Annotated in this window: 7 protein-coding genes; 5 read left to right on the top strand and 2 right to left on the bottom strand. The window is 70.0% G+C overall.

The features are described 5' to 3' along the window. Nucleotides 1-165 precede the first annotated feature (165 nt). From MHY49_RS13920 to MHY49_RS13905, 4 genes are all read left to right on the top strand, one after another. Nucleotides 166-966 (top strand): sulfite exporter TauE/SafE family protein, encoded by an 801-nt coding sequence (locus MHY49_RS13920; RefSeq protein WP_255719965.1) that lies wholly within the window; start codon nucleotides 166-168, stop codon nucleotides 964-966. Nucleotides 967-1,262: 296 nt separating this feature from the next. Further along, the gene (locus MHY49_RS13915) at nucleotides 1,263-2,159 is read left to right on the top strand and encodes an aldo/keto reductase (protein WP_239205039.1); all 897 of its coding nucleotides are present in this window, start codon (nucleotides 1,263-1,265) and stop codon (nucleotides 2,157-2,159) included. Between the two features lie 186 nt (nucleotides 2,160-2,345). After that, nucleotides 2,346-2,963, top strand: coding sequence for a DUF6318 family protein (locus MHY49_RS13910; RefSeq protein ID WP_228356952.1), 618 nt, complete (start codon nucleotides 2,346-2,348; stop codon nucleotides 2,961-2,963). Next, nucleotides 2,956-4,134, top strand: coding sequence for a PKD domain-containing protein (locus tag MHY49_RS13905; RefSeq protein ID WP_239205037.1), 1,179 nt, complete (start codon nucleotides 2,956-2,958; stop codon nucleotides 4,132-4,134). The genes MHY49_RS13910 and MHY49_RS13905 overlap by 8 nt, the downstream gene beginning before the upstream one ends. Nucleotides 4,135-4,176: 42 nt before the next feature. Here MHY49_RS13905 and MHY49_RS13900 read toward each other — a convergent pair whose 3' ends face one another. After that, nucleotides 4,177-5,505: a glycoside hydrolase family 125 protein gene (locus tag MHY49_RS13900; RefSeq protein ID WP_239205035.1), complete on the bottom strand. Its 1,329-nt coding sequence runs from the start codon at nucleotides 5,503-5,505 to the stop codon at nucleotides 4,177-4,179. 217 nt (nucleotides 5,506-5,722) lie between these two features. On the opposite strand from MHY49_RS13900, the gene MHY49_RS13895 reads away from it, so the two are divergent. After that, complete coding sequence (locus MHY49_RS13895; RefSeq protein ID WP_239205033.1) at nucleotides 5,723-7,243, top strand: hypothetical protein; 1,521 nt, start codon at nucleotides 5,723-5,725, stop codon at nucleotides 7,241-7,243. Nucleotides 7,244-7,263: 20 nt separating this feature from the next. Here MHY49_RS13895 and MHY49_RS13890 read toward each other — a convergent pair whose 3' ends face one another. Then, complete coding sequence (locus MHY49_RS13890; protein WP_239205031.1) at nucleotides 7,264-8,991, bottom strand: alpha-amylase family glycosyl hydrolase; 1,728 nt, start codon at nucleotides 8,989-8,991, stop codon at nucleotides 7,264-7,266. Between the last annotated feature and the right edge of the window lie 2 nt (nucleotides 8,992-8,993).

Raw genomic sequence — 8,993 nt, 5'->3', positions numbered from 1 at the left:
GAGACAGGGGGGACTGGCATGAGCCTGTCACGGGGCGGGACCGCATCGGCAGCGCCGCCCGCGCGGCGGACGTGCCCGCCTCGTCGGCCGGACCGGATGTAGCGTCCCCATCGATCTCGCGCGAAGCCGCGAGCCGCGCCCCGAGGAGGAATCATCAGCGAGCTCCTGTCCCACCTGCCCCAGCTCGGCGCCGCCGGGTGGCTGCTCGTCGTCGCCGGGGCGCTCGTGGTCGGCTTCTCGAAGTCCGCCCTGCCGGGCGCCGGGACGATCGCCGTGGGCCTGTTCGCCCTGGCCCTGCCGCCCAAGGAGTCGACCGCCGCGCTTCTGATCCTGCTGATCCTGGGCGATGCGACCGCGCTGTGGATGTACCGCCGCGAGCCCGACTGGCGCACGCTGATCCGGTTGATCCCGAGCGTGCTCGTCGGTCTCGTGGTGGGCGCGCTGTTCCTCAAGTACGCCGACGCCTCGGCCGTGCGCGGCGGCATCGGCGTGATCCTCCTTCTCCTGGTCGCGCTCACCCTGTGGCGCCGACGCCGCGCGACCCTGCGGGCTCGCCGCGACGAGAGCCGGGGCGACGGCACGGCAGCGGGAGAGGACGAGCCGACGGTCGGTCGGATCGGGCGGATCGGCTACGGATCGCTCGGCGGCTTCACCACGATGGTCGCGAACGCCGGCGGACCGCCCATGTCCATGTACTTCTACGCGATGCGCATGCCCGTGCTGACGTTCCTGGGGACCTCCGCCTGGTTCTTCGCGATCGTGAATCTGCTGAAGCTGCCGTTCTCCGCGAGCCTGGGCCTGTTCAGCCTGCAGTACGCGCTCATGGACGTGCTGCTCGCGCCGCTGGTCATCCTCAGCGCACTGATCGGCCGACGCATCACGCAGCGCGTCCCGCAGAGCGTCTTCGAGAAGGCGATCCTCGTGCTCACCGTGGTCTCCGCCGCCGCGCTGATCGTGGGGGCGTGAGCGGACTCAGGGGCAGCAGCGGGATCCAGGCGGGAGAGAGGCGGGTCGCCGGAGGAGCCTCCGGTCGAGGCGAGCACTTCGCGTAGTCAGAGGTCGGGTGACCGGTCATATATGCCGTGACCCGACGTATGACGACGCGAAGTGCACGGGCCGCCGGATGCCCGGCCCTCGGCTGCGCGTGGGCGCCGCCTTGCGGGGCGGTCGCGGCGGCGTGCCGAGTCCTGGTCATTGCTCAGCGGGCTCCCTGCCCGCAGCGCCTATCGTGAGGCCGTCGGCCCCGCAGATGAGGAGATCCCATGAGCACCCCGAGCCTCGCTGGCACGTATCCCATCGGAGGGCGCGACGTGCCCCGCATCGGCTACGGCCTGGGCAGTCTGCACCGCTCGGCCGAGCAGCCCGGCGGGCACGATGCCGCCGTCTCCCTCCTACGCGACGTCTATGACCTGGGCATCCGCATGCTCGACACCGCCCACTTCTACGGGGACGGGCTCGCGAACTCGCTGATCCGCGAGGCGCTGGGCACGCACCGCGACGACCTCTTCCTCGCCACCAAGGCCGGGGCGCGCTCGACGCCAGAGGGGCCGTTCCCGATGACCGCGGCACAGAAGCCCTCCGAGCTGCGCGACAGCGTCGAGATCAACCTGCAGACCCTCGGCACCGACCGGTTGGACCTCCTGTATCTGCGCCGCATGGACTTCCTCCCCGGACTCGTCGTCGAGGGGGATCAGCAGGTGCCGCTCGAAGATCAGCTCGGCGAACTACTCGCGCTGCAGGACGAGGGCAAGATCCGGGGGATCGGCCTCAGCCATGTGCGCCTCGAGCAAGTGCGGCAGGCGTTTGACCTGGGTGTCGAGGTGCAGGCCGTCCAGAACATCTTCAACGCCGTCGACCGCCATGACCAGGCGCTCGCCGACCTCGCCGAGAAGAAGGGCGCCGCGTGGATCCCGTACTTCCCGCTCGGCGGCGGCTTCCACCAGGGCCCGAAGGTCACCGATGAGGAGACCGTGCAGCGCATCGCCGCCGCGCACGGGGTCACGCCCTCGCAGGTGGGCCAGGCATGGCTTCTGCACAGCGCCCCGAACACCGTGCTGATCTCCGGCACCTCCCAGCGAGCGCACCTCGAGGAGAACGTCGCCGCCGGCGATGTGCAGCTGAGCGACGAGGAGTGGGCGCAGCTCGACGCGCTGGGCTGATGCGTCTCTGACAGTGTGACACGGGGGCTATGCGGGCCCTGGTGAAGCGGGGATGTTGCCCGCGAGGCGACCGTCCGATGGGGTCCGATCGGGTGGCTCCCGTTATCCACAACGGGGTGGGAGCAGTGGCGGGCTGGGCGTCGCCTGGATACTGTGCAGGCATCCCGCCCCCACCCGGAAGCCGCCATGACGACGACTCGACGCACCCTCTCCTCCCTCGCCGTCCTCGCTCTCGCCGCCGGTCTGATGACCGGCTGCGGCGACAAGGACGACCCCTCTCCCAGCGCTGGCAGCGAAGCCACCGCGTCTGCCCCCGTGGAGCAGTCCGATGGGGGAGGCGAGAGCGCGAAGCCGGACGTGCCGAAGCCCGACCCGAAGGATTACGCGGGAATGGATGAGCACACGGATGAGGGGGCGGAGCAGGCATACAAATACTTTTGGGCTGTGATGCTTTGGTCCTATCAGACGGGGGACACAGAAGTGCTTAAAAGTCTCTTTGGCGAAAGTTGCGCCAGTTGTGATCAAAACTTGCACGAAATCGAGAAACTTAACAAGACGGGAAAATGGTGGTCTCGGGCTACGATCGATGACCGCGATCTCCGCACATATGAATCCGAGAAGCATGAGCTTGAAGTCGGCTACACCTTCATTCTCTCTGAACACTCGGAACCTGTTTACGGCAACTCGCGACTCAAGCAGGAGCCTGATACAAGGTACGGGACGGTGGGCGGCATGTCGTGGAGCGAAGGTTCGTGGGTGGTGAATGCCTTCAACTTGAAGACTGAGAAGGTCGTCGATGGGTGAGGGGGTGCGCCGCCGCTCTTGCTCGAGGGCAAAGTTGGCGATCGCGTTCCTTTTCGTGATTGCAGGCGTTCTGGCCGGGCATTCCTCGGCGTACGGAGATTTCCAGGGCTTCCTCGACGATGATTCGGTTGGGGCTGACGCCGAAGAGCAAATCAATAAAGGGGGAGGCGGAGATGAGCCGGTCGACACGGGGCCGGGTCATTCTAAGGCTGATCGAGATCGACGCGATAGGCCGACTGGGCGCACGAAGGTGGTCGCGCCGCCTTCTAATCCGTTCTCGGGCTTGGTGGCGTCCATTTCTGCAATATTTGAAACTGAATGGAAGGATGTGGATCGCACTCCCTACAAATGCACGCAAAACGGCAACGTTGGAAAGTGTGTGGCCGATCCTGATGCGTGTACGGCGGAAGAATTGCCGACGATTCGGACCGCAGGTGTCGATGTCATGATCCCGAACACCTCCGGAGTTTCCACAACTCGAGGCGGGGGTGGGGACGGGCAGAGTCAGGTTGGCACTACTTCACTGCGTGGTGCAGGTAGTTCTGCAGGTACCTCTACTTCTACTCGCTGCGTTGGTTCGAAGACTCCTGAAGCGCCTCAAGGCGCTCAGTCTCAGAGTGCCGAGGACGAGAAGCCGGTCGTCATCACCGTCACGCAGAAGGACTTCGCGAAGCTTCCGGTGAAGGCGGCGTCGGCGCATGCTGGTCCGGAGCAGGGGTGGTTGCCGGCGAACATGGATCTGGTGCTCTATGCGGATTCGGAGTCGCAGGTGCTGGAGACGGAGCTGCTGGACACTCCGGTCAGGATCCGGGCGACTCCTGTGGAGTACCGGTGGGATCTGGGTGATGGGAACGTGCTCGTCACGGATGATCCCGGGGAGCCGTGGCCGTCGAAGGATGTGAGCGCGACCTTCGCCTATGAGGGCTGGTACGACGTCACGCTGACGACCACGTATGAGGGGCAGTTCTCCGTGGATGGCGGGGAGTGGCAGGACATCGACGGCACGGTGGAGATCGCCTCGGATCCCCAGGAGGTCTACTCGAAGTCGCTGGAGTCCCGTCTGGTCAATCCCGACCGTCCGCATGACGAGGAGAAGGATCCCTTCGTGCCGAAGCGCTCGAAGGACACCGAAGGTCCACGCGACCCGAACGCCACCACCAAGGAGATCTGAGCGGAGGTCGGCTGCTGATCGTCGGCCGTCCGTCGGCCCCGATCACCTCTCCTGGCCGGACACCTCCACCCGCTCCGCGAACGACCTCGCGGGCGCGGGACCATCGGTCAGGTGCAGCGCGAGCTCGCAGAACATGGCGTCGGCCCAGGAGAACCAGGGGCGGGTGAAGCGCTCGGGGTCATCCACGTGGAAGGACTCGTGCATGCGGTCCGTGCCGCCGTCCGTCGCGAGCAGCAGTCGGATGATCTCGCGTCCCCGCTCCGGCGTGCCGGTCAGGCCCTCGACGGCGAAGGCGATGGGCCACACGTACTGCTCGGGGGTGTGCGGGCTGCCGATGCCCGTCGCCACCGTCCCCGAGTAGCGGTACGGGTTCGCCATTCCCAGGCAGAACGCCCGTGTCGCGTCCGCGAGCTCGGGATCCAGCACGTCGGGCGCATCCAGCGGCAGGGACAGCAGCGAGGGCATGTTCGCGTCGTCCATCAGCAGCTGCCCGCCCAGGCCGTCAACCTCGTAGGCGTAGATCCGGGAGCCCTCGTGCTCGACCACGCCGTGCGCCGCGACGCCCTCGAGGATCGAAGTGCGCAGAGCATCGGCGTCGGCCGCGAGCACCTCGTCGCCGTACACAGGCAGCGCCACGTCCGCGATCGCCATCAGGGCCTGCGCCGCCTGCAGGTTCGCCGGCACGTTGTAGCCGAAGGTGCAGGCGTCGTCCGAGGGCCGGAAACCACTCCAGGTCATGCCGGTGACGCCGACGGGCGATCCCAGTCCGTCGCGGTCCAGAGTCTCCGTGGGGATGCAGATGTCGCGCACGAACCTGTACTGCGAGCGCTCCTCGTGCTCGGTCTCGAGCCGCCACTGGTCCACGATCGTGCGCAGCACACCGTGGGCCAGACCGTCGAACAGGTCCCCGCGACCGGTGATCCGCAGCAGACGGTGCCCGAAGATGATCGGGAAGGCGAGGGAATCGACCTCGTACTTCTGCTCCCAGATCATCGGGTCCTGGCACAGGTCGTTCGCATCGTGGTGCGCGCCCGTGGGGCCCAGATTCGCGGAGTTCGCGTACGGGTCGTGCGCGATCATCCGCAGCTGGCGCCGCACCACCGCGGCGAGCAGGTCCGCGAGCGGCTCGCAGTCGCGGGCGAGACGCAGGTAGGGGAACATCTGCGTGGTCGAGTCGCGCAGCCACATCGCGGGGATGTCGCCCGTGATGACGAAGGCGGTGCCGTCCTCCGCGAGAGTGATCGTGTCGGTGAGAGTGCGCAGCAGCGCCGCCTCGACGAACGATCCGGCCTCCTCGCCGAGCTCGCTGCGGACACGGTCGGCGGCCGAGCGCAGGGCATCGGCGATCTGGGGTTCCACGGTGAAGCTCACCCGCGCAAGAGTATGCGGAAAGCGCTCTGCGGGGCGATCGGTTTCAGCGCTCCGCATCGCCGGCGGAGCCCGTCGGACGGGTCCAAGGGGCGTCAACCGGTCTCCGCTGCCTCGGCCCCATGGTCTGCCCGTCGGCCTGTCCCGTCGGCCTGCCCCGTCGGTGTGCGCCCTCGGTCTGCCCCTGGCCCTCGACCCTCGTGTGGGGCACCCTGGTGGCATGCCCAGGAACAAGCGGCAGGCCCCGGACACGGGCGACCGCGAGCGTGCGCAGGCGCTCGCCGAGTACTCCGTCTGGCTCGAGGCACCGGGAGCGGGCGCGGATCCGGTCACGGCGCGGGGCGTCGACGTCACCTCGGAGACCCAGCTCGTGGACGCGCTGCTGCGTCTGAAATCCTCACGGCTCGCGAGCGACGACGTCGGCGAATGGACGGGCCCGGTGATCGAGCAGCTGCTCACGCAGCTGGTCCCGCGCACCGTCATCCAGGTCCGCGAGGCCTCGATGGACCTGGTCCCGGCCCTCACCCGCTTCTTCGTGTTCCTCCAGGAGACCGGGCGCTGGTCGCGCCGCTCGATGCGTCCCGAGGCCGCCGCGCGCACGCTCGCCGACCTCGAGTTCGCGGTGCTCGAGGCGGCCGACGACCCCTCTCGCCGCTCCTTCTCCACGAACCTCATCGGCTACGGCCTCGAGCACGGCCTGGACCCGCGCGACGAGGCCGCGCTCATGGGGTACATCGACTGGTACGACGCGCTGCCCGATGACGAGCGCACCCAGCTCAGCCGGACCGGCCGCCTCACCGACCCTTCCGTGCCCTACGACCCCGCGACGATGCGCGCCCAGCCGGGGGATCACGACGGGATCGCGGAGGTCGACCGCCTCCAGCGAGGGCCTTCATCCGACGCCCATCGAGGACCGCACGCCGCCGGCCGACGACAGCCACGCGACAGCCGCACGCGAGGCCACCACGGCGAGGATCCGGAGGAGCCGTGGCCCGTGTGGCCGCCCGCCCCTCACCGCGTGAGCGAGCCGACGCCCGAGACCGCACCGAGCCCGGACCAGTCCGACGCTGAGGACATGGCGCTGCGCGCGGAGATGGCCGCGAGGGTGCCGTTCGTGCGCGCGGCCGTCGTGCTGCTCGAGACGGTCGGCAGCGGCATCACCGTGACCTCCACGGCGGGTCTCGATCGCGCCGCGACCCGCACGGTCCTCGCCCGCCTGGGCAGCGGGCCCGAAGCGCGGCCGAGGGACGTGCGGTCGATGTGGGAAGCGCCCGGGATCGTGGGCCCCTGGATCGCGCTGCTCGACGGCGGGTGGCTGGTCCGCGAGGGCCGACGGGTCGTCCCCGATGCTCCGGCCGACGGCGGCGTCAGCACGGCGGGCGACGCGGACTCACCGCAGCTGCGCCCCACGACCGCGGAGCCCGAGGAGTTCCTCCGCTTCGCGCGCGCCGTGATCGTCAGCCTCCTCGCCGGCCTCGGCATGCGCGGCCCTGAGGAGGGCGGTCTGCGCGGACTGCCCGAGACGCTCTCCGCGCTGCGTGCGGCGTGCGGGCCCGACGGCGCAGAGGTGACCACAGGGCCCGACGGGGACGACGTCCGCGCCGACCTCGAGGAGCTCGCCGCGGTCGGACTGCTCCGCCGCGAGGGGGAGCGCTTCGTCGGCGCCCCGATCCTCCATGTCGCGCTCGACGAGGCCGAACGGATCCTGGAGGAGGCGGGGCGCCGGCGCGGGACCCCGTGAGGTCCCGCGCCGCGCTCAGCTCACCGTCGCAGCCACACCGTGGTCGCGCCCGGCAGCGTGCGCGCCCCGTCGGCCGCATCATCGGCGCCCCCGAGCTCCCCGCTCGCCACGAGCACCTCGCCCGAGGGCAGCGGGACCTCGGTATCGCCGAAGTTCGTCGCGCAGACCCAGCCGCCCTCGCGCTCGAACACGAGCACCTCGCCACCTGAGAACGCATCGTCCCAGGTGAGCGTCTCCGCGCCCTGCAGCTCGCGGCGCAGGTGCAGCGCTCGTCGGTACATCTCGAGGGTCGACGTCGGATCCTCGGACTCCGCCTCGACGGAGAAGTCCGCGAACCACGAGGGCTGGGGGAGGTGCGCGCCGCCCTCGCCGAAGCCGAACGACGCGCCGTCGCGGGTCCAGGGCAGGGGGACGCGGCAGCCGTCGCGGCCCAGACCGTCATCGCTGCGGGTCTCGGGCGTGGTGCGCAGGAACGCGGGGTCCTGTCGCTGCTCGTCGGGGATCTCGGCCACCTCGTGCAGCCCCAGCTCCTCGCCCTGGTACAGGTAGGCGCTGCCGGGCAGGGCCAGCTCGAACAGGGTCGCCGCGCGGGCGCGCCGCAGACCCAGCTCGCGGTCGATGCCGTCGTCGGGCCCGCCCGCGGCGACCCAGTCGGCGCCCTGCTTGCCGGGCCGGCCGGCGCGCGGCGGCAGGCCGTACCGGGTCGCGTGGCGCACCACGTCATGGTTGGAGAACACCCAGGTGCTCGACGAGCCCGTCCGCGCGGACTGGGCGAGGTTCTCGGTGACGATGCGGCGGTAGTCCGCCGCCGCGAAATCCGCCTCGAGCAGATCGAAGTTGAACGCCTGGCCCAGGCCCTGCGGGCTCGCGTAGCGGGCGCGGCGCTCGGCCGATCCCACCCAGGCCTCCGCGACCGCGGTGCGCGGCGGGGAGTACTCCTCGAACACGCGCCGCCACTCGGCGTAGATCTCGTGGACCTCGTCGCGGTCCCACAGCGGGTGGTCGCCGTCCTGGGGCATCGCCTCGAGCTCGGCCGCGCTCGGCAGCTCCTCGCCGAGGTCCTTGGCGAGCGCGTGGGCGACGTCGACCCGGAAGCCGTCGACCCCGCGATCGGACCAGAACCGCAGCGTGGTCAGGAAGTCCTCGCGCACCTCGCGGTCCGCCCAGTTCAGGTCGGGCTGCTCGGTCGCGAACAGGTGCAGGTACCACTGGCCGTCCTCGACGCGGGTCCACGCGGGCCCGCCGAAGATCGACTCCCAGTCGGCCGGGGGCAGCTCGCCGTGCTCGCCCCGCCCCTCGCGGAAGATGTAGCGCTCGCGCGCACGGGAGCCGCGCCCCGCGGCGAGGGCCTCCTGGAACCAGGCGTGGCCGCTGCCGGTGTGGTTGGGGACGAGGTCCACGATCAGCCGCAGGCCGGCCGCGTGCAGGGCCGCCGAGAGCTCGTCGAAGTCCTCGAGCGTGCCGATCCTCGGGTCGACGTCGCGGTAGTCGTCCACGTCGTAGCCGCCGTCGGCCAGGGCCGAAGGGTAGAAGGGGCTGAGCCACACGGCGTCCACCCCGAGGTCCCGCAGGTAGGGGACGCGGGAGGTGATGCCCCGCAGGTCGCCGATGCCGTCGCCGCTGGCGTCCGCGAAGGAGCGGGGGTAGATCTGGTAGACGGCTGCCTGCCGCCACCAGCTCGGGTCGTCGACGAGCAGCTCGGCGGACTCGTCGAGGGGGCGGAGGTCGGCTGCGGACTGGGAGGTCATGA

This window comes from Brachybacterium sp. ACRRE, from assembly GCF_022346485.1.
GTDB classification, from domain to species: Bacteria; Actinomycetota; Actinomycetes; order Actinomycetales; family Dermabacteraceae; genus Brachybacterium; species Brachybacterium halotolerans.
Note: the sequence above shows the minus strand (reverse complement) of the source record. Positions and strands in the feature narration are given on the sequence as shown.